This is a genomic window from Vibrio marinisediminis, from assembly GCF_014050145.1.
Lineage (GTDB): Bacteria > Pseudomonadota > Gammaproteobacteria > Enterobacterales > Vibrionaceae > Vibrio > Vibrio marinisediminis.
On record NZ_JACFYF010000051.1, the window covers coordinates 1 to 632 of the forward strand.

2 tRNA genes are annotated in these 632 nt (G+C 42.7%); both read left to right on the forward strand.

What is annotated here, in order from left to right:
* Positions 1–93 precede the first annotated feature (93 nt).
* Positions 94–170: transfer RNA gene (locus H2O73_RS20270), tRNA-Ile, on the forward strand.
* Positions 171–209: 39 nt separating this feature from the next.
* Positions 210–285, forward strand: a tRNA-Ala gene (locus tag H2O73_RS20275).
* Positions 286–632: the final 347 nt, after the last annotated feature.

Sequence of the window (632 nt, forward strand, 5' to 3'; positions counted from 1 at the left end):
GAACCTGGCGCTGGATCACCTCCTTATACGATGATTACTCACGATGAGTGTCCACACAGATTGATATGTTTATACAGTTTAAGAGACGATACTGGGTCTGTAGCTCAGGTGGTTAGAGCGTTCGCCTGATAAGCGAGAGGTCGGTGGTTCGAGTCCACTCAGACCCACCAATTCCTTTTTGGGATTGGCACACAGTATCGACACCTGATGGGGCTATAGCTCAGCTGGGAGAGCGCCTGCCTTGCACGCAGGAGGTCTGCGGTTCGATCCCGCATAGCTCCACCATCTTTAAGCGCATTCGCAAGAGTGTTTTTAAAAATGGTTCATTAGTGAATCTGCTCTTTAACAATTTGGAAAGCTGACTAAATAATCCTTTATTTCATTGTAAATAGAAGATTATTTGTAAAGTTCTCAATGTTTACCTTTATGGTAAACACCAAAAAACACATTCAAGTGTTCTTGGGAATATCACTTTTAAGTGATTATTCGAAATTGAGTCCGGCAAAATCGAAATGTCTCTCGCTCATTCAAATAATGAGAGACAAACTTTGGTTGTTTAACGACAAGCTCAAGATTCGCATCGCGAAACTCTTTGGGGTTGTATGGTTAAGTGACTAAGCGTACACGGTGGA